The following is a 276-nucleotide window of genomic DNA, read 5'->3' on the forward strand; positions in this document are numbered from 1 at the left end:
TGCTTGTTTTCCGAGCCTTTTTCTTATGTTTTTTGCCCTATAACTCTTTAACGCAAGCGAGGTCTGCCTTCGTCTTTCTAGACGCAGGCAGGACAGATTAGTTTGGTTGTTTTTGCTTTAGGCTTTTTAATTCGTCGAGCTTGCCCAGGGTTGCTTTCGCGCGAGCTGTGCTACGCTCAAGCACGTCGTTGCGCAAATGCCGGAATAATACACAGTGTTTGTGATAGCGCGAGATTTTAGGAATTAAGCCTTTTCTGCATTTGTGGCTGGGGGGGG

It is taken from the genome of Gardnerella vaginalis, assembly GCF_001546485.1.
GTDB lineage: Bacteria > Actinomycetota > Actinomycetes > Actinomycetales > Bifidobacteriaceae > Bifidobacterium > Bifidobacterium vaginale_D.